This is a genomic window from Pseudomonas azerbaijanorientalis, from assembly GCF_019139795.1.
Taxonomy (GTDB): domain Bacteria; phylum Pseudomonadota; class Gammaproteobacteria; order Pseudomonadales; family Pseudomonadaceae; genus Aquipseudomonas; species Aquipseudomonas laurylsulfatiphila.
This window is the reverse complement of the sequence record NZ_CP077078.1, coordinates 1,956,159-1,974,578: the sequence shown is the minus strand read 5'-3', so window position 1 is coordinate 1,974,578 and position 18,420 is coordinate 1,956,159. Positions and strand designations below refer to the sequence as shown.

General features: G+C 62.6%; 14 protein-coding genes. 1 reads left to right on the top strand and 13 read right to left on the bottom strand.

Annotation, left to right across the window (positions count from 1 at the left end):
- Positions 1 to 50: 50 nt before the first annotated feature.
- The 4 genes from peaD to peaA all read right to left on the bottom strand — a co-directional run bounded on the left by peaD (position 51) and on the right by peaA (position 4,622).
- Positions 51 to 1,169, bottom strand: a complete 1,119-nt coding sequence (gene peaD, locus KSS91_RS08675; protein ID WP_217837628.1) for a quinohemoprotein amine dehydrogenase subunit beta — start codon at positions 1,167 to 1,169, stop codon at positions 51 to 53.
- A gap of 21 nt (positions 1,170 to 1,190) precedes the next feature.
- Positions 1,191 to 1,514 (bottom strand): quinohemoprotein amine dehydrogenase subunit gamma, encoded by a 324-nt coding sequence (qhpC, locus tag KSS91_RS08670; protein ID WP_007971075.1) that lies wholly within the window; start codon positions 1,512 to 1,514, stop codon positions 1,191 to 1,193.
- Between the two features lies 1 nt (position 1,515).
- A complete protein-coding gene (peaB, locus tag KSS91_RS08665) occupies positions 1,516 to 2,946 on the bottom strand; it encodes a quinohemoprotein amine dehydrogenase maturation protein (RefSeq protein ID WP_102701350.1) in 1,431 nt (476 codons plus the stop codon).
- A 95-nt stretch (positions 2,947 to 3,041) separates the two neighbouring features.
- On the bottom strand, positions 3,042 to 4,622 hold the full coding sequence (gene peaA / locus KSS91_RS08660) for a quinohemoprotein amine dehydrogenase subunit alpha (protein WP_217837627.1): 1,581 nt from the start codon (positions 4,620 to 4,622) through the stop codon (positions 3,042 to 3,044).
- Positions 4,623 to 5,111: 489 nt separating this feature from the next.
- Between peaA and KSS91_RS08655 the strand changes: the two genes are divergently transcribed.
- Positions 5,112 to 6,602 (top strand): aldehyde dehydrogenase family protein, encoded by a 1,491-nt coding sequence (locus KSS91_RS08655; RefSeq protein ID WP_217837626.1) that lies wholly within the window; start codon positions 5,112 to 5,114, stop codon positions 6,600 to 6,602.
- Between the two features lie 140 nt (positions 6,603 to 6,742).
- On the opposite strand, the gene qhpG is transcribed toward KSS91_RS08655, so the two are convergent.
- From qhpG to KSS91_RS08610, 9 genes are all read right to left on the bottom strand, one after another.
- Positions 6,743 to 8,038, bottom strand: coding sequence for a flavin-dependent monooxygenase QhpG (qhpG, locus tag KSS91_RS08650; protein WP_217837625.1), 1,296 nt, complete (start codon positions 8,036 to 8,038; stop codon positions 6,743 to 6,745).
- A complete protein-coding gene (qhpE, locus tag KSS91_RS08645) occupies positions 8,035 to 8,712 on the bottom strand; it encodes a subtilisin-like serine protease QhpE (protein WP_217837624.1) in 678 nt (225 codons plus the stop codon). The genes qhpG and qhpE overlap by 4 nt, the downstream gene beginning before the upstream one ends.
- Positions 8,702 to 10,420, bottom strand: a complete 1,719-nt coding sequence (locus tag KSS91_RS08640; RefSeq protein ID WP_217837623.1) for an ABC transporter ATP-binding protein — start codon at positions 10,418 to 10,420, stop codon at positions 8,702 to 8,704. The genes qhpE and KSS91_RS08640 overlap by 11 nt, the downstream gene beginning before the upstream one ends.
- Positions 10,420 to 12,324: a sigma-54-dependent Fis family transcriptional regulator gene (locus KSS91_RS08635; protein ID WP_217837622.1), complete on the bottom strand. Its 1,905-nt coding sequence runs from the start codon at positions 12,322 to 12,324 to the stop codon at positions 10,420 to 10,422. Before KSS91_RS08635 ends, KSS91_RS08640 begins: the two co-directional genes overlap by 1 nt.
- A gap of 292 nt (positions 12,325 to 12,616) precedes the next feature.
- Entirely contained in the window at positions 12,617 to 13,450 is an 834-nt protein-coding gene (locus tag KSS91_RS08630) for a class I SAM-dependent methyltransferase (RefSeq protein WP_217837621.1), read from the bottom strand.
- Positions 13,444 to 14,601, bottom strand: coding sequence for an acyltransferase family protein (locus KSS91_RS08625; RefSeq protein WP_217837620.1), 1,158 nt, complete (start codon positions 14,599 to 14,601; stop codon positions 13,444 to 13,446). Before KSS91_RS08625 ends, KSS91_RS08630 begins: the two co-directional genes overlap by 7 nt.
- Positions 14,598 to 15,464 carry a class I SAM-dependent methyltransferase gene (locus tag KSS91_RS08620; protein ID WP_217837619.1) on the bottom strand — a complete coding sequence of 289 codons (867 nt, stop codon included), beginning with the start codon at positions 15,462 to 15,464 and terminating at the stop codon, positions 14,598 to 14,600. The genes KSS91_RS08625 and KSS91_RS08620 overlap by 4 nt, the downstream gene beginning before the upstream one ends.
- Positions 15,461 to 16,765: a glycosyltransferase gene (locus KSS91_RS08615; protein WP_217837618.1), complete on the bottom strand. Its 1,305-nt coding sequence runs from the start codon at positions 16,763 to 16,765 to the stop codon at positions 15,461 to 15,463. The genes KSS91_RS08620 and KSS91_RS08615 overlap by 4 nt, the downstream gene beginning before the upstream one ends.
- Positions 16,759 to 18,348 carry a glycosyltransferase gene (locus KSS91_RS08610; RefSeq protein ID WP_217837617.1) on the bottom strand — a complete coding sequence of 530 codons (1,590 nt, stop codon included), beginning with the start codon at positions 18,346 to 18,348 and terminating at the stop codon, positions 16,759 to 16,761. The genes KSS91_RS08615 and KSS91_RS08610 overlap by 7 nt, the downstream gene beginning before the upstream one ends.
- Positions 18,349 to 18,420: the final 72 nt, after the last annotated feature.

Here is an 18,420-nt window from a genome sequence, read left to right as displayed (position 1 = left end):
CACCTGTGGGAGCGGGCTTGCCCGCGAAGGCGTCAGTTCAGTCGCCGCAATTACCGGACAAATATCTGCGCCGTGGTAATCGCCATGTCCCCGCCCGGCAATTTGATGCTGCCCGTCTGTTTGAGGCTGTCGGCATCGAAGATCGCCACGTCGTTGAACGTCCCGGCCAGGTAGATCTTGCTGCCGTCCTTGTTGAAGGAAATGCAGTAGTAGGAGTGATCAAGCGTCGCCGCCTGGAGCATTTTCTTCTCCTTGATGTCGTACTTGGCCAGGCGATTAAGCACACCGAACATCAGGTTCGGGTCCTTGGGCGAGCGCATGCCGCTGAAATAGATTTCCGTCAGTGGCCCGAAGTCGGTGGTTTCGGTCTTGCCGGTTTTCAGGTCGACGCTGAACAGGCCATACAGGTATTCGGCGGTGGCCGGGTCCTGCTTCTTGTCCTTGAATTTCGCGGCGGTGTAGAGCAGCGAGAAGTCATGCCGGTACGTCTGCTGGTTCCACACGTAGAGCACGTCCGGCGCGCTGTAGTTCGGGCGTTTCCAGTGACGGCTGGGGATCAGCACGTCGAACTTGCCGGTTTGCACATTGACCTTGTAGACGTCCGCCCCGGCTACATACAGGGTCCCGTCGTCGCCACTCTGCATGATGGTCAGCTGCCTTGGCGCCGGGAAGCTGCGCAGCGGCTTGGCATCCATCCCGGCGTCGGTCGAATACACATCGAGCCGAGGCTGCTGCACTTCGTAGCGGTCGTTCATCATCAGCGTCGGGTTGGCGATGGTGTACAGCTCCTTGCCGTCGTGGCTGACCGTGAAGGCGAACATGGACTTGGCCTTCTCCCCCGGCTTCTGGGTGATGCTGGCGTGGAACACCTGCTTGCAGTTGTCCAGTTCGACGCCGTAGACATCCGCATAGTGATTGTTCAGCACGTAGGCGGTCTTGCGATCCGGCGACAATTGCACCGTGCCGGGGCCGAAGGCGTCTGGCATCTTGCAGGTCTTGAACAGGGTGTCGGTGGCCAGGTCGATCACGTGCAGGTTGTTCGGGTAGTTGGTGGTCACCATGTATTCGTGACCGACTTGCAGCGCGGTGTTTTCATCGGCCAGAACACTGACAGAACAGCTGCTCAGGACGGCGAACGCGGCCAGGCCGCAGGCTTTGATGTTACGCATGCTGGAATCCTTCTTCTGTGATCACTTGTCTTTGGGGAAGACAGTGCCGAGGTTGCGCCAGTTTTCGTTGGACGCCTGGGCATCCTTGTTCCAGTCCGGGTAGGTGCTCATCATGTCGGGCACCTGGGCAGGCCACCAGCACGGGTCGGAGCAACCGTAGAGATCGGCCTCCATCGGCTGGCACAGCGACGACACACCGCCGAATGCATCGATTTCCCAGCCCGGGTCAGTGGTCGAGGCACAGCCCGCCACGGAGCTCATGGCCACCACTTCTTCTATGCGGTTCTCGTCCGCGGCCTGATCCAGCTTCAACGCTTTGTTATTGATTGCCTTGAGATGTTTCATATCAGTGAGCCTTGCGCGGAGTGATGTAACTGCTGATGAACGCAGGGTTATGGGCCATGATCCGGGTGTAGACCTCGATGCCGAAGTCGACCCAGTCACGCATCAGTTCGCAGTAGTGATAGGTCGGGTGCGTCGGGTCGCCGTAGCGGGCGTAGCTCTCGTGGTAGCAACCGCCGGAGCACAGGTTACGGATCTGACAGTCTTCGCAACCGGTATTGGTGCGGTCCAGGCGCTGGGACAGGAAGTCGTTCAACTCCACCTGCTTGACGCCGCTGTGCACGTTGCCGAAGGTCGGCAGGCTCGAACCCGTAAAGCGGTGGCACAGGTTCAGCTCGCCCTTGTGATCGACCGCCAGCATCTTCAGGCCCGCGCCGCACGGCAGGGCCTTTTTGTGGCCTTCGTGGATGTCGGTGATCAGCTGGTGCAGGTTGGAGAAGCCGATGTTGCGGTGCTCCAGCGCCGCTTCCAGATAGCGTCGACCGAGTTTTTTCATGTTGGCGAAGACTTCGATCAACTCGTCGCTGGTCAGGTTGAACGTGCTGATGTCGCCGGAAGTTACCGGGGCAAATCCGACCTCGGCGAAACCCAGCTCGTTGAACAGGTGATCCCAGATGGTTTCAACGTCGGTCACGCCGGTGGTCAGGGTCACCCGCGCGCCCACCGGACGGCTGTTGTAGCGCGACAGCAGCATCTCGGCCTTGCGCCGCACCACGTCATAGGTGCCCTGCCCGCCCACGGTGATGCGGTTGCGGTCGTGCACGGTTTTCGGCCCGTCGATGCTCACCGACAGCCCGAAACGGTGGGCGTTGAGGTAGTCCACGGTTTCTTCGGTGAGCAGCGTGGCGTTGGTGGTCATGACGAATTCGACGAACTTGCCGGCCTCGCGAAAACGCTTCTCACAGTAATCGACCATGTACTCGATCAGCTTGCGATTGCTCAGCGGTTCGCCGCCAAAAAACACCACGGTAAAGCGCTCTTCATCCGGGGATTCGCGCAGCAGCATTTCCACCGAGGCGATGGCCGTTTCGACGTCCATCTTCTTGCCGGCTGACGGCTTGTCGAGGTCTTCCTTGTAGCAGTAGGTGCAGCTCAGGTTGCAGCCGGTGTTGACGTTGAGCACCACGGTGTTGATCGCCGTGCGCTCGACCCGTTTGGTGGCGATGTCCGGGGTCAGCGGCGAGCCGTCGCTGACCAGTTCCAGGGCCATCAGCTCGCGCAGGGTCTCGGTGATTTCCTCGCCGTTGAAGCGCGCCGCCAGGCGCTGGATCAGGTCGTCCGAGGAGCAGCCGGGACCGCGCAGGGTATCGATGATGGTGCCCGTCAGTTCATCGCTGGCGAACAGCGAACTGCTGGGGATGTGAAACAGCATGCGGTCGGCATCGACCTGCACTTCGTGCAGGTTGCGTTCGACCAGATTCAAGATAGCGCCCATTGCCAACCTCCTGTGCAGGCCCCGGTTTGCGGGGCTTGCGGTCATTCCGAAAAGTGTCTGAAGCCGTTGTTTTCAACGCAGCTCAGGTTTCAACATCACGGAATGGGTGGATTGTTCCAGCGTTGCACGGTCACGATCAGGTGGCCTTCGCCGGTCAGGGATTTCCCTGCGTCGTCGACGGCGGCGATCACCTTGAGGTTGCCGGCGTTGTTGGTGGACATCTTGCGTGCCGGGTTCGGCCCGGCATCGCCCGGGGTGAACACGCCCGCGTCGGCCTGCATGGTGCCGGCGAACTTGACGTCTTCGTCTTCCCTGGCACGGTCGTCGAAGGCTTCGACCTTCCACTGCGCCGGGAACACTCCAATGCGATACGGCTTGCCATCGGCGCCCTTGCCCCAGGCTTCCGCGTCGAAACGGCCCTGGACTTTCGGCGTCGATCCACCACCATCGCCGATCCGCGCCACCGAGAACTCAGGCACGACCTTGACTGCATCGATCTTGCTGTACACCGACAGGCTCGGGCCTTTCAGCGTGCCGATGGTGACTGCACGCGCGCCCGGCTGGGCATTGGCGGCGGCCTTGAGCTTGACCTTGATCTGCTCCGGGCTCTGCGAGACGACTTCGACCACTTCCACGCCTTTGCCGAAGTTCGGTTTTCCGGAAAGACCGCTGCCGATCAGGGTCACTTCGGTTTCGCTGCCGGCCTTCACGTAGCCCGGTTGCACCGCCAGCAAACGCTGGGAACCCTGTTTGGCGGCGACGAAGTCCAGACCGCGCTCGTCGTGCTCGGCCTCGAACATGCGGCCCTGCATGGCATTGCCCTGCGCTGCGAACACCTGGCGCATGGTCACGCCATCGATGGTCACGTTGCCGCGCCATTCATAGCCGGTATAGAGAATCGCGCTGCCGTCGCCGTTGAATGGCGTGCCGTCGGCATACTGGCCTTTGACGCTGACCTTGAAGGTGTCGCTGCCGTCGGCGGTCACGCTCATGACACCGGCCAGTTCGCCTTTGCCCGGCAAGTGGCCGCTGAAGCTCCAGTCACCCGCCAGGGCTTCGCTTTTCGGCGCGGCGCTCTGCCATTTTTTCCAGGCCGGGTTGTCCAGCGGATAACGCTTGGCCAGCAGCGGCACCATCTCTTTGCGGGCCAGATCGAACCAGTCGCGGTCGCGGGACAGGGCCTGGTATTCGAGAGACGGCCATTGGCCGAGGTGGAAGTTCACCAGGCGTTCCCACTCCTGGGCGGGCCGCCGTTGCAGGGCCACCCGCGCACCGGAGTGGCAGCGGCCGCACATTTGGCTGGTCTGCTCATCGAATTGCTCAACGGTATTGAGCCGGCGTTCCAGCGCATAACGCACGCCGTCGGTTTCGCTCGGTGCCAGGCCCTGGGTGTCGGCCAGGTATTTGACCAGCGTGCGGCGGTCGTCATCGCTGATCTGCAAACCGTGCATGATCTGCATCCGGGCAATGCTCATCAGCCAGCCTTCCGGCGTCTTGCGCTGGTGGCTGATACGGCTCAGGGCGTTATCGGCTTCGGGGGTATGACAGCCCTGACAGGTTTCCTTGAGGATGGTCTGGGCGTCACGGGCTGCCAGGCTGTGAGGCGAATGCAGCGCTACACAAGCGGCTACGGCCAGCAGGCTGGCGCTCATGCCTGATCGGAGTTTTCTCTTCATCAACGTCGAACCTCGCACGGTGCGTTCTTATTGTTGTGGCTTATCGTTTTTATGGTTTCTGCCGTCGGCGGTGAACCGCTGACGGAGGCAGGAGAAACGTCTGCGATGAGCAATACACGGAGCGTGCCAGCTTATGAATAGTGATATTTATCAGTCGTTTGGAAAAAATATTGGGTGTTTTGCCTCGGCCGCAGGCGGGGGTTTGCGTCTAATATCGCGACATCTGTTGCACTCTGAGACAAGCATAGGATCAAGATCAGAAGATCGCAGCCTTCGGCAGCTCCTACAGGTGCACGCCGATTTTCGTGTGGGAGCTGCCGCAGGCTGCGATCTTTTGATCCTCGCTGTCGCAATTTGCGACGCTCACTGGTTCCCCTGTCATGGGCAAATAGCCCAATAGGCCCATCCGATCAGGGTTCCAATCAAACAAGCACAACTGGCACAGCCATTGCGAAAGACCTCGCCACACGAACAAGACGAGGTTTCATCATGTCGCTCCCACACCTGCTTCCCGCCACTTCGGCATTCATCCAGCGCGCCCCGCGCATGCTCATCGGTGGTGACTGGGTCGAGGCCGCCGACGGCCAGACCATGCCCCTGCACAATCCGGCCACCGGTGAAGTGCTGTGCGTGGTGCCACGGGCAACGCCGGAGGATGTCGATCGCGCTGTACTTGCCGCCCGCCAGGCATTCGACGATTCGTCCTGGACCCGCACCCGCCCCCGGGAGCGGCAGAACCTGTTGTGGAAACTCGCCGACCTGATGCAGCGCGACGCCGAACTGTTGGCACAGCTGGAATGCCTGAACAATGGCAAGAGTGCCGCCGTGGCCCAGGTGATGGACGTACAACTGGCCATCGACTTCCTGCGCTACATGGCCGGCTGGGCGACCAAGATCGAAGGCTCGACGGTTGACGTCTCGGCACCGCTGATGCCCGACGATCAGTTCCACAGCTTCATCCGTCGAGAAGCTGTGGGCGTGGTCGGTGCCATCGTTGCCTGGAACTTCCCGCTGCTGCTGGCCTGCTGGAAACTCGGTCCGGCCCTGGCCACCGGTTGCACGGTTGTACTCAAACCCGCCGATGAAACCCCGCTGACCGCACTTAAACTCGCGGAGCTGGTGCTGGAGGCCGGTTATCCCGAAGGCGTGTTCAACGTGGTCACCGGCACCGGCATTACCGCAGGCTCCGCCCTGACCCACAACCCGCTGGTGGACAAATTGACCTTCACCGGCTCCACCGCGGTGGGCAAGCAGATCGGCAAGATCGCCATGGACTCCATGACCCGGGTCACCCTGGAACTGGGCGGTAAGTCGCCGACCATCGTCATGGCCGATGCCGACCTGAAAACCGCCGCGGCCGGGGCCGCCAGCGCGATTTTCTTCAACCAGGGCCAGGTCTGCTGCGCAGGTTCGCGGCTGTATGTGCAGCGCAAGCACTTCGACAATGTGGTGGCGGACATCAGCGACATCGCCAACGCGATGAAACTCGGCAACGGCCTGGACCCGAGCGTCGACATGGGCCCCTTGATCTCGGCGCGCCAGCAGGAACGCGTCTACGGGTACATCGAAAAGGGCCGGGAAAGCGGTGCGACCATCGCCTGCGGCGGCGAGCAGTTCGGGCCGGGCTTTTTCGTCAAGCCGACGGTGATTGTCGATGTCGATCAGAAGCACTCACTGGTGCAGGAAGAAATCTTCGGCCCGGTGCTGGTGGCGATTCCGTTCGACGACGAAGCCGATGCCCTGCGCATGGCCAATGACAGCCCCTACGGCCTGGGGGCGAGCATCTGGTCGAATGATCTGGCGGCGGTGCACCGGATGATTCCACGCATCAAGTCGGGGTCGGTGTGGGTCAATTGCCACAGCGCGCTGGACCCGGCGCTGCCGTTCGGCGGCTACAAGATGTCCGGGGTCGGGCGTGAAATGGGGTATGCGGCGATCGAGCATTACACCGAGTTGAAGTCGGTGTTGATCAAGTTGTGATTTGTAGCGTCCTTTAGGCCGCCTTCGCGGGCAAGCCCGCTCCCACAGGGTTTTGTGGTGTAGTTGCAATTTTGGGCAACACACCAATCACTGTGGGAGCGGGCTTGCCCGCGAAGAGGCCAGTCCAGACAGCTCAAACATCAGGGTTTGAATCCCTGAGCCAACAACCAACCCCGAACCATCCTCCCCTGTTCGACGGTCAACCCGGCCAACACCTGCTCAGCCGGCTCAGTGCGCAATCGCCGCACCAGTGGCGCCACCTCAACCCCCTGCACATGCCAGATCCCCAGCGGCTGATCCACCGTGATCACCACCTCGGCCTCATCGACAAATCCGTCACGCAACACCGGTGCGAGTTCGATTCTCAGGGCATTGAAATCGGCCTCGGCATGGGCAATTTCAGCATCCGGCCATTGCCGTCGTGCCTGCCAGAATGGCTGATCCAGCCAACGCTGCTCATCAGCATAGAAATCCCGGCCGATCCGCGCGAACCGCAGGAACAGCTGTTCCACCCGCTGCTCGTGGAAACGCCGGGCCAGAGCCGCTCGCTCAGGCTTGCACAACAGCGTGTTGATCACCGTCGGCGCCTGCAACGCCGAGGAGAGGGATTGAAAGATGCCATTGCCCGACAACGGGTCCACGGCCATCGCCGCATCACCGACCCGAATCCAGTTATCGCCGCACACCTGCGGGTTGAGAATCGCCGTGCTGCTGCGGGCATGCAGCTGCAAATCCAGCTCCGGTTCGCCGCCGAAAAAACCACGAGCCACTGCCGACTCCCCACGTCTTTGCCGGCAGTAATCGAGCAACATCGCCTTGCCCGGCAACCCGGCGCTAGCCACGTCCACCGTCCATTGCCAGTAACACTGGCCGTCGGCGCGCCGCGCCATCCATGCCCAGCCGTCCGCAAGGCTTTCCACGGCGCTGACGGTGCTGCCCGGCGTACCTTGCCAGCGATTGAGCAGGCTGACCGTCTCGGGGCCGCGCAAGCCTTTACCGAGGGTCGGCGCCTGGCGTCCACGGGCTTCCACCAGAAAGTCCGCTACCAGCGATTCGTGGCCGTCGATCTCGATTCGATGTCCGCTCGCGCAGGTCTGTACCGACAGCACTCGACCTTCAACAAGATCAATTCCAGCCAAGCGCAAATCCTCGCGCAAGCCGCGATCAAAGGTCGGGCGATCGAGCAGGTATTCAACGTTCTGCGCATGCTGCTGGCCGTTCCAGTTCACCTGTCGCCGGGAAGGCAACGCCGCTTGCGCCGACGCCTTTTGCAGGCCTGCGCCATGTAACGCTTCCAGCACCCGCACGGACACGCCTTCCAGCGCAGCAAAGCGGCGCCACTCGCTGACCAGTGTCACGGCATAACCCAGTCGCCGCAGCCCCAAGGCCACCGCCGCGCCCGCCGGCCCCGCACCCAGAATCACAATCGCGGTCATGGTCCGGAACGCCGTTCGGGGCCGCGATAACGTGCGTTCTGTCGCAGAAACTCGAGGATCTGCTCATTGCTGGCATCAGGCTGCTCGACGAGGAACGCGGCGATGTGTCCGCTCAATGCGGCGCAACCGAGGCTCGCCCCGGATTGCCCCGGGTAAGTGCCATGCACACAGGCGGCGAAATCCGCCTGGGCACTGTTGAGCCACGACCATTCCCGCTCGGCGCAGCGCGCATCGCCGGTCACCCGCAACACCTGCGGATAATTCGCCGGAAACACCCCGCCCCCCTGGGCCGGGCTCGATGCACACAGCAGCACGCCCTGCGCCACCGCCGCCGCACAAGCCGCGCGCAACAGGCTGCGATCCTGGCGCAGGCCGAGGCTCAGATTGATCAGTCGCACGTTCTGCGCCACCAGCCAGTCAATCGCCGTGGCGATCTGCAGGGCACTGGTGACACCGCGCTGGTCGAACACCTGGGCCACGCAAAACAGCGCCGAGGGTGCACGCCGGCTGATCGCCTCGATCACCGCGCTGCCATGCCCCAGCGGGTCTTCGCGCAAGTCGCCCTCGGCCAGGCCATCTTCGAGCAATGAAAAGCGCCGACCGGCGATCACTTGCACCCTTTGCGCCGCCGAATGGCCGCTGTCCACCACACCCACGCGCAACTCAGGTTTCATGCAGCACCGTTTTCGAGGTCAGCACGCCGTCGAGCAATTCGAAACGCAGATCGGCATCGGCCAGGGTTGAAGGGCGATGGCTGATCAGGATGCGCGTGCGTGCGGCAAACAAGCGGTCGATGGCGTCGATGACTTCGCGCTCGGTGGCTTCGTCCACCGCGGAGGTCGCTTCATCGAGCACCAGAATCAAAGGGTCCTGCAACAGCGCCCGGGCAATCGCGATGCGCTGCTTCTGCCCACCGGACAACTGCTGGCCGCGTTCACCCAGCGGACTGTCGAGGCCTTGGGGCAAGGACTCGATCAGGCTGTCGAGTTGCGCCAGGCGCGCCACTTCGGCAATCGCTTCGCGGCTGGCATCCGGCACCGCGTAAGCCAGGTTGTCGGCGAGGCTGCCGCGAAACAGCACGATGTCCTGGCTGACGATGGCAATGCGTCGACGCAACTGGAACAGGTCCAGCTCGCGCACATCGACGTCCCCCAGCAGTACCCGTCCCGATTGCGGATCGTGATGGCGTTGCAGCAGGTCGATCAGGGTGGATTTACCCACGCCCGAGCCGCCGCTGAGGGCCACTTTCATACCGTAAGGAATCCGCGCTTCGATACCGCGCAGGGTCGATTGGCGACCGGGGTGGGCGAAGTGCACGTTGTCGAACCAGAGATCGCCGCCATCGGGCATCGGCCGTGGTCTGGCAGGCGTCGACACGGTCGCCTGTTCGCCGCGCAACTCCATGACCCGGCCGAGGCTGACGGTCATCCGCTGAATCGCCACATAGAGCCCGAGCAGGCTCTGTACCGGCCCCACAGCCATCCCCAGGTAGGTGGAAAACGCGATCAGCGCACCGAGCTGCCAGGTGCCCTGCACCACCCAGTATCCGCCGATCAAAAAGGCGCAGGCCCGGGACAGCGAGGTCAGCGTGCCGGGCACGGCCTGGGTGAAAAACTCGGTGACTTGCAGGCGCAGCAACTGGCTCATGTAGCCCTGCCCCAGTGTTTCGAGGCGCCGCGCTTCGCGCTGTTGCTGGCCGGCGGACTGGATGAACTTCATCACCGGCAAGGTCTCGACCATGAACGACGACATGTCCGCCGAACGCTCGCGCAGCTGCCGCACATCGCGCTCGACCTTGCGCCGCATCCAGCGCAGCCAGAGGACATCGAGAGGGATCAGCACCAGGGCCAGCAACGAAAGTTTCCACGACAGCGTAAACAGCATCGCGATGGCAACCACCAGACCGATCACGCTCGACACCGCCGAGAACAGCGAGTCCACGGCGAATCGCTGGATCTCCGCGACGTCACCATCGAGTCGCGACATCAGGTCACCGATGCGCCGCTGCCCGTAAAAGCTCGGCGACAGGGATTGCAGATGCCGGTACAGGTCATCGCGCAAGGCAAACAGCATGCGCCCGGACAGTCGCGTATGCAGGTAGCGGTTGATTCCCGAAAGCGCCGTGCCCAATAACCCGGCAACGATCATCAGCCCGGCGATCAGCACCAGCATCGGGAAGTTGCGCGCCAGCAGGCCGTCGTCGATCAACAGTTTGGTCAGCCAGGGTTGCACCAGCACCAACGCCGAAGCGCAGACCGACAAGCCCAGCAGCCCGGCAATCGCCAGGCGATGGGGGCGCACGAAGCTGTACAGCCAGCGCAGCGACGCTTGCAGGGCCTCGGGGTTCTGGCTGTCGATCAGCCGAACGATCAGGCGTTGCATCAGGAGCGCAACTGTTTGAGCTTGCGATACAGGGTCGCGCGGCTTATACCCAGGGCGTCGGCGGCAGCCGAGACATTGCCCTGATGCGTGTCCAGGGACTGACGGATCAGCTCCAGTTCGTTTTCCCGGATGCTGCCGGCCTGAGGCCGTTCGCTGGCGGTCAATTCGTCGAGCATGCTGTCGGGCAGGTGGTCGAGGGTCAGCACGGTATCACCCGGTTCGCGCATGGCCAGCGCGGTGCGCAGGACCATTTCCAGCTGGCGGATGTTGCCCGGCCACTGATAGCCGCTGAGCAAACGATCGAGATCATCGTGCAGGACCACGGCGGGCGCGCCCAGTGTCGTCAGCAGGCGGCTGACCAGCGCGGCGAAATCTTCGCGTTCGCGCAGGGCCGGGAGCATCACGCTGATGCCGTTGACCCGGTAGAACAGGTCCTCGCGAAAGTGTTTTTCTTCCACCAGACGCTTGAGGTCGCGGTGGGTGGCGCAGATCAGCGCGACGTCGATGTCCTGCTCTTCGCCGGCACCCAGTGGCGCGACCTTGCGATCCTGCAACACCCGCAACAGTCGGGCCTGCAAGGCCAGGGGCATGTCGCCGATTTCATCGAGGAACAAGGTGCCGTCATGGGCCTGTTGCAGGCGCCCGACCATGCCGCCCCGGCGTGAACCGGTGAACGCACCCTCGCGGTAGCCGAACAGTTCGGACTCGATCAGGCCTTCGGGAATGGCCGCGCAGTTCACTGCCACGAAGGGTTTGTCGCAGCGCGCGCCGGCCATGTGCAGGGCGCGGGCGATCACCTCTTTACCGGTGCCGGTTTCGCCCAGCAACAAGACCGGCAGTTCGTTGGCCAGCCCTTGACGGGCCATGCGCAAGGCACGCGCGTACCGCGTATTGCTGCCAGCGAGCGCTTCCAGATCCGGTTGCGCCTTGGCCGGTTTCGCGACAGTGCGCGGCGGGCTGCTGACGTTGATCGAGCGTTGCGGCGCGCGCAGGGTTTTATAGAAGAACTCCCCCTTGGCGGTCTGCAGGCTGCCGGTGCCGCCCTGATGCAGGCGCGCCAACAATTGCAGACCGTCGACCCCGAGAAATTCCTCACAGCGCCGACCGATCAGGGCCGAGCGCTCGGCGTGGAGCAACTGACAAGCCTGGGCGCTGACCGCGAGGATCTGCCCGCCGAGACTCACCGCCAGCAAGCCTTGCCACGGGGATTCGAGGTATTGGCGACGGCTGTGGAAGGCGAAGACGATTTCGTCCGGGTAACTGGCATTGAACACCCGGCTTTCGATCTGGCTGACAGCCATGGCCAGCAGCGCCGTGCTGTCGTGGGCGCGGCCGAGTGGGCCTTCGCGGGTCAGGTCGAGAACACCGAGGATGTCGCCCTGTGGGCAATGGATCGGCACCGAAGTGCAGGAAAAATCACTGAGGCGATCCAGATAATGCTCGCCGCAATCGATCAGGGTTGGCCGCGCTTCCACCAGTGCCGTGCCGAGGGCGTTGGTGCCGCGAACCGCTTCGCTCCAGCAGGCGCCGAGGGTGATGTCCTGCAGGCCGCTGCCCTTGAGGCGGTCGCCGCGGCCTTCGACGGCGAGGATGGTAGCGTCGGAGTTGGCGAGGATGATCAGCCCTTCCTTGCCCTGACGCTCGGCCAGGTAATCGATGGCCGGCAACGCGGCGTCGATCAGCAGGCGATTGTTGGCCAATAACAGGTCCAGGCTGGCGCTCGATTCCAGCGCCAGTTCGTGCTTGGCATTGAAATGCACGCCATGACTCAGGCTGCGCCGCCATGAGGCATCGATTTCTGCACGCAGGACGCCATCCGGCACTTCGCCTTCCAGGTGCAGCTTTTCCCGGGCCAGCCGGGCTTCGCGATGCAATTTGGGGGAGTTTGTTTTTATTAGCGTCATCAAGCGCTCCGGGTCGTCCGCCCTTGCGCCTTCATACATCGGCGCCCTGCTGCAATCTTTACGTTAACGGAAGGGCTATGGCAAGTCCTGCAGTGAGGGGGCTTGTCGGATCGCCGCACCGCCCCGTTCGGCTGCGCAGCAGTCGTAAGCCGACGAACATAGTGCTTCTGCAAAAATGCGGTCGCTGGTTTGGCCCAGGAAAGTTGCGCCGGCCTTTCGGCGCATGCTCGCCGGTCACCGAATGGCGGTGACGGACGGCCTGTTGCAGGCCGTCGTTTGCAGCGCTGGTGGATCAGGGTTTACGCGCAATGATCACCTGGCTCTTGGCTACCACCGCATCCAGCGCCTGCTTGATCTGTGTACCCCGTGGCGAAGCCAGGATTGCCTGCCAGGTGTCCGCCCAGTGGTTGAGCAACGGATGGTCCGGGTTGCTGAAGTCGACCTTGGCTTCCCAGAACAGCAGCATCCACATCGACCAGTAGAATCCATACTGGCTGTGGCTGATCACTTCCAGGCCGGCATCGCTGACCATCGCCTTGAACTGCTCTTCGCTGATGATGCGAATGTGGTTGGGCTTCTGGAAATACTCGGCCGCCGCGATGTCTTTCTGCAGCTCTTCAGAGCTGGGGTGCGGGACGCTCAGCAGATACAGCGCGCCCGGTTTACCGACGCGCACCAGTTCCGCGAGGAACTGGGCCGGATCGTCCACATGCTCGATGACCTCGGTCGACACCACCCGCGTGGCGGTCGCATCGGCAATCGGCAGCGGGTTGCAGTCGGTGACGTGACATTCGACGTCACGGGCCGGTGTATCGCTCAGGCGCTGGCGGGTCGCTTCGACCTTGGCCGCGTCGATATCGGCGATGATGATCTTCGCCCCGCGCATCCCGCAGAAATGCACGTTGCCGCCGTCGCCACAGCCCACATCCAGCAGTGTGTCCTCGGGGGTCACCGGGAAACCGCTGAACAGTTCGCCGGTCTGCTGATTGAACCAGCCGCTGAGCATCGCGTCGTGCAGGCCGAGCATATAGGGGTCGACCTTCTCCGCCACGGGTGGCGCAGGCGCAATCTCTGGCTGCACCGGCGCGGGCGTGCCCGCCGTGAGTTTCTTCAAAAGGCTCAGCATGAGGTGGCTCCAGAGGATGAGACGGCTGTTCGGGAGGTGTCCAGGCGCTTGACCAGCGAGGCGCCGCGGTTGCGCATGGGCATTTCAATGAAGCGATAGTTGAGTTCGCTCAGCAGCACGATCAGGCCGCCAGCCATCAGCAACATCAGTATCGGATGGCCAGCCGGGCTGGGGAGCCCGGCAGCCTGTAGACGGAAAATGAATTCACGTACCAGCAAGTAGGCCGGGATATGGATCAGGTAAATCCCGTAGGAACGGCTGCCGACCCACGTCATCAGGTTCTTGAGCACGCCGCGCGGCCACAGGTAATCGCGGTTGTAGGAAGCGATCCAGACCAGCACTGCGCACAGCACCGCGATCACACCAATGCGGTAATGGGTGAAGGTAAAGCGGTCCGTTGCCATGAAACCGAGCAGCAGCGACACCGCGATCAGTGCGGCGACACCCGCCCATGGACGACGCAGGAATGTTGGCTCCCAGCGCAGGTACGACGGTTGCGTACTCCACATCGCCAACAGCACGCCAAGGGCCAGCGCGTCGGTGCGCACCACCATCAGGATCGGCGTGCGCAGGGTGAACAACTGCACCGCAACCAGCGCCAGCAAAGCCCATACAAGGTGTTTGCGAAACAGCACGATCATCAGCGGGAACAGCAGGTAGAACTGCTCTTCCAGCGACAGGCTCCAGTACACGAAACTGGTGCCGTACTCGTAGCGATAAAAACTGTCGGCAAAGCGGAAATTGGCGTACTGCGCGACGCCGGCCAGGGTCGCCTGAAGGTTCGCGTGCAGGGTGCCGAAGGCGCCGGAGCGGTTGAGAAAAAGACACGCCAGCAACATCAGCGCCAGCCACAACCAGGCCGACGGCAGCAATCGAAAGGCCCGGCGCAACCAGAAATTGCGCGTCTGTTGCCAATACTCCTGACGCGTTGTGCAGCGGCGCATGGCCGGGATCAGGCTGCGGGCAATGACAAAGCCCGAAATCGCGAAAAACAGATCCACGCCCCACCACGGCTGGCCGTACAGCGTGATGGCCTGCAGCAAGGGCACAGCCGCCGCGAACAGGCTGTCCTGCAGGTGGTGAAACAGCACGCCAAGCACCGCAATGCCACGCAACAACTCGATGTCCATGATCCGTTTTTCGTTGCTCATGCGCCCTCCTGGACATGAGGTTTTCGAGCAATGATCACCTGGCTCTTGGGCATGAACCGGTCCAGCATCTGCTTGATCGCCAACCCGTCGGGCTGGGCCAGCAAGTCCTGCCAGGTTTTCGCCCAGCTCTCCATCAGCGGCGGGTACGGCGCCTGGATCCGGTCGCGAACCGCCCCCCCCAGGTCGCGCCCGGCGGCCCGTTCACTGGCCCAGAAAAAAATCATGCCCATGACCCAGAAAAACCCGGTGGCCTGGCGATGCTCGATGACCAGGCCCGCGTCCTCCACCAGCGCGGCAAACCGCTCGGGGGTGAAAATCTGCACATGATTGGGCGATTGAAAGTAGCTGGCCGGGGCGATGCCTTTCTGCAAATGCTCGCCCACCGGCGACGGTACGCTCAGCAGGTACTGCGCGCCGGGGCGGCCCATGCGCACCAGTTCGGCCATGAAGGGTTCCGGCTGGTCGATATGCTCGAGCACTTCCATGCACACGACTTTGCTCGCGCAACCATCGGCCAATGGCAGCGGCAAACTGTTGCTGACCAGCCCCAGGTTCGCTTGGTCCGATTGTGCCGTCACTTGCCGGGCAAGCTCGCGGACCTTGTCATGTTCACTGTCGGTAAAGATCACCGAAGCACCCTGGCGGATCGCAAACAAGGTCGCCACGCCTTCGCCGCAACCGACATCCAGCAAGGTGTCGTCGGCGGTGATGGCAAACCCTTTGAGCAGTTCGCCGCTGTCGCCCAGAAACCAGCCGTCGAGCAGGGCATCGTACAAACCGATATCCCTGGGCGAGACTCGTGTTTCGGGTGCGGCGACCACCACCGGTGCAGGCCGCAACTTCGCAAGCAGGCGCCGGATCATGTGTCAGACGCTTGTGCGCAGTTTGCTTCACGCCGTTGCAGCAACTGCTCGAACACGGCTTTCAGGCGCTGCTCGGCAACGGCCTGGCTGCAAAATCCCTGCAGGCTTCGCACGGCATGGGCCGACATCCGTTGATAGCGCTCGAGGTCCTGTCTGGCAACGTCATGGCTGGCAGAAAAAGCCGTGCACAGCGAGTCCCAGTCCGTGACGTAACGCAGGGTACGATAGGCTGCGCGAGGATCGTGGGGCCAGGATGTCAGCTCGTCGGTGCTGTCGACGATAAACGCGTTGTCACGGTCGATGTAGTCGGCCATGGCGGTGTTCAGCGGCGCAATCGCCGGCTTGCCGCAGGACATGAACTCCATCAACGGCAGACATTGCCCTTCGCCGTAGGAGCAGTTGACGACGTAGCTGGTGGCCTCGACCAGGCGCTCGTAGTCGATATCGGCCAGATAGCCGTGGATCAACACGATGCGGCACTGGTAGGACTGGTTCTTGTAGACGTGGTGCATCATGTCGGACAGTGCGTTGGCGATGTCATGGTGCGTGAGCTTGAGCACCAGGGTCGCGTCGGGCGTATCGCGAAAGGCGCTGCAGAACGCACTGATCATGTCCTTCCAGTTCTTGCGGCCGTCGTACGGATTGAACACCGAGGTGTAGACCACGCCCTCGAGCAACAGCTCGCAGTCGCGCGGCGGTTGATCGAAGGCGATCGGCGTGCCCTCGCGCAAACGCTCGGGGCCATAGGGGCGCAAATCCGCCGTGCGACTGTCGATCAACAGCCCGCGCAGGTTCAGGCGCGTGGGGCCCACGACCGGACGCTTGTCCAGAAGCTCGCCACGGGCGGCAAAACGGTCCCAGACGGGGGCCGCGATGGCACTGACCGGATAATCGCGGCCCATCACATCGTGCACGGCATTCACGGTGAAGCTGGAGTGGGTGATCGCCGTCCCGCACGCGCCCAACACCATCCGCCAGTCATGCCGCGGTTCGCCCTGCCAACTCTCGGTGGGAATGGTGCTGAACTCCCAGGCGAACACCGGAATCGTCGGGCACGCGTAGTGGACCGGCGTGCGATGCGGCGGGGAGAAGGACAGGAACACGCAGTCTTCGCCCCGGCTCAGGCAATCGAAATACAGCCGGTCGACCAACTCGTCGGGGTTGCTGACCTCGATCACCTGCCCCAGCCGTTCGAGCACCGGGCGGAATTCCTTGAGGACGAAGTAATAGCTGTACTCGGGCCGCCCCAGGTTCTGCTGGATGTTGCTCTTGTTGGTTTCCGAATGAATGATGATCAGCACGATGCAGCCCCTGTTTCGGCAACCACCGGCACGACGTCACGGACCGATTCCTGTTTGAAGAACAGCGCCAGCCGCTGCTGTACCGGTGCGAAGCTGCAGTATTCGTGCATGCGTTCGCTGGCCGCGTCCGCCATGGCCTGCCAGGCGTCCGGCTGGTTTTTTGCCATGGCGTAGCTGTTCTCGTAAGCCATTTTCAACGAGCCCCAATCCGGACGGTGGCGCAGGGTGCGATACAGGATGCGCGCGTCTTCCGGCCAGATCGTCGGTTCCTGGCTGGACTTGACGACGAAGGCCACGCGGTCGTCGATGTAGTCGCGCATCGCCGTGTGGTTCGGGGCGATCACCGGCCGGGCGCATGACATGAATTCCATCAGCGGCAGGCACAGGCCTTCGCAGCGTGAAGCGTTGACGTAGTAACTCGCCGCGCCATAGAGACGGGCGAACTGCTCGTCCTGCAGATAACCGTGCATGACCACCACGCGACAGGCGAAGGGCGAGAGTTGGGACAGCAAGGTCATGAGCTCGACGTAATAGGTCGACAGGTCGTTCTGGGTCATCTTCAACACGAGCGTGGCGTCCTCCACATCACGCAGCGCCCAGCAGAACGCGGTGATCAGGTGGTGCCAGTTCTTGCGCCCGTCATCAGGGTTGAACACGCTCACGTAGATGACGCCGTCGACCACGATTTCGACCGTTTGGCTGGTGTCGGGGAAAGCCGCTTGTGGATGCTCGTCCTGCGCGCAAGCTGCGCTGATGACGGGTTCATCCGGCACGGCGGGTGCACTGACGACGGGTTCGATCGGCAATGGCTGAGGTCTGCGAAACCTGGCCAGCCATGGGCGAACGGCATCCGGCACGAGATCGCGAATGGCTTCGCGATACCACAGCAGCACGTAATGCCTGGTGATGAAGAGGCGTCGCCGCAGGGTCAACGGCGGCGCGGGTTGCGGTTCTGGTTCTGGTTGCGGTACTGGCTCCGGCTCAACGATTTCCACGGGTGGTTGCTCGATGATCGGCGCGATCAGGCCATCGGCGGACAACCCCATCGAGCGGCTGTCCAGGATGCAACCCTTGATCTGCAGCGTGGCACCGGCGTTCACCGGCGTGCCGGGGTATTGCTGGCGAATGTCGGCAAAGCGCTCCCACAATGGCGTCGGCAGCACCAGCACCGGGAAGTCGTCACCCAGAGTCCGGTGGATGGCTTCGGCGGTATGGGTGGACAAGGTAATCACCCGCCCCAGGCGTGCCAGTGTGCGGCTCCAGTCATGCCGTGGATCGTTGTCCCAGTGCTCGGCGGGAATGCTGTCGAACTCCCAGGCGACCACGCACACCATCGGACATTGCAAGTCAGTGGGGGTCTTGTGCGGTGGCGCGAACGAAATGAACAGGCAGTCCTGACCGGACTGCTGCAACTGCCGGTACAGCGGATCGACTTCGGCGGCCGATGACACGACATGCACCGGTCCCAGGCTTTCGAACAGCGGTCGATACGCCTTGAGCACGAAGTAGTAACTGTACTCGGGACGGCCGAGACTCTGGCTGATGGAGCTGTCGTTGACGTCGGAGTAAAGAATGAAATTCATGGCATCCCACGGTGACGCCGCCATCCCGGCAGCCTCACGCTATGACGGGGAGGACACGGTTCGAGCCCGTGT

Coding starts and splice junctions, on each gene's coding strand:
- KSS91_RS08635 (WP_217837622.1), bottom strand. CDS start 12,324: ATGACGCTAATAAAAACAAACTCCCCCAAATTGCATCGCGAAGCCCGG.
- peaD (WP_217837628.1), bottom strand. CDS start 1,169: ATGCGTAACATCAAAGCCTGCGGCCTGGCCGCGTTCGCCGTCCTGAGC.
- KSS91_RS08655 (WP_217837626.1), top strand. CDS start 5,112: ATGTCGCTCCCACACCTGCTTCCCGCCACTTCGGCATTCATCCAGCGC.
- KSS91_RS08625 (WP_217837620.1), bottom strand. CDS start 14,601: ATGAGCAACGAAAAACGGATCATGGACATCGAGTTGTTGCGTGGCATT.
- KSS91_RS08610 (WP_217837617.1), bottom strand. CDS start 18,348: ATGAATTTCATTCTTTACTCCGACGTCAACGACAGCTCCATCAGCCAG.
- qhpE (WP_217837624.1), bottom strand. CDS start 8,712: ATGAAACCTGAGTTGCGCGTGGGTGTGGTGGACAGCGGCCATTCGGCG.
- qhpG (WP_217837625.1), bottom strand. CDS start 8,038: ATGACCGCGATTGTGATTCTGGGTGCGGGGCCGGCGGGCGCGGCGGTG.
- peaB (WP_102701350.1), bottom strand. CDS start 2,946: ATGGGCGCTATCTTGAATCTGGTCGAACGCAACCTGCACGAAGTGCAG.
- KSS91_RS08620 (WP_217837619.1), bottom strand. CDS start 15,464: ATGATCCGGCGCCTGCTTGCGAAGTTGCGGCCTGCACCGGTGGTGGTC.
- peaA (WP_217837627.1), bottom strand. CDS start 4,622: ATGAAGAGAAAACTCCGATCAGGCATGAGCGCCAGCCTGCTGGCCGTA.
- KSS91_RS08640 (WP_217837623.1), bottom strand. CDS start 10,420: ATGCAACGCCTGATCGTTCGGCTGATCGACAGCCAGAACCCCGAGGCC.
- KSS91_RS08630 (WP_217837621.1), bottom strand. CDS start 13,450: ATGCTGAGCCTTTTGAAGAAACTCACGGCGGGCACGCCCGCGCCGGTG.
- qhpC (WP_007971075.1), bottom strand. CDS start 1,514: ATGAAACATCTCAAGGCAATCAATAACAAAGCGTTGAAGCTGGATCAG.